Here is a 307-nt window from a genome sequence, read left to right on the forward strand (position 1 = left end):
ACGCGCAGAGTTAATGACAGCATCACTAACTTTCAATAAGTGGCGCGCTCAGGAGGATTCGAACCTCCGACCGCCTGGTTCGTAGCCAGGTACTCTATCCAGCTGAGCTATGAGCGCGCAAGATGTGAATTACATCACAAAAATTTTATTTCTGAACAAAAAAATTGACCAATGGTCAATAAATGGCGGTGAGGGAGGGATTCGAACCCTCGATACGGCTATAAACCGTATACTCCCTTAGCAGGGGAGCGCCTTCGGCCTCTCGGCCACCTCACCGCATTTTCACATTCAATCTTACGAAAGAATA

General features: G+C 47.6%; 2 tRNA genes. Both read right to left on the minus strand.

Annotated elements, in window-relative coordinates:
- Positions 1 to 40 precede the first annotated feature (40 nt).
- Positions 41 to 117, minus strand: a tRNA-Arg gene (locus VOR_RS0112160).
- A 66-nt stretch (positions 118 to 183) separates the two neighbouring features.
- Positions 184 to 276: transfer RNA gene (locus VOR_RS0112165), tRNA-Ser, on the minus strand.
- Between the last annotated feature and the right edge of the window lie 31 nt (positions 277 to 307).

Source organism: Vibrio ordalii ATCC 33509 (genome assembly GCA_000257205.1).
GTDB lineage: Bacteria > Pseudomonadota > Gammaproteobacteria > Enterobacterales > Vibrionaceae > Vibrio > Vibrio ordalii.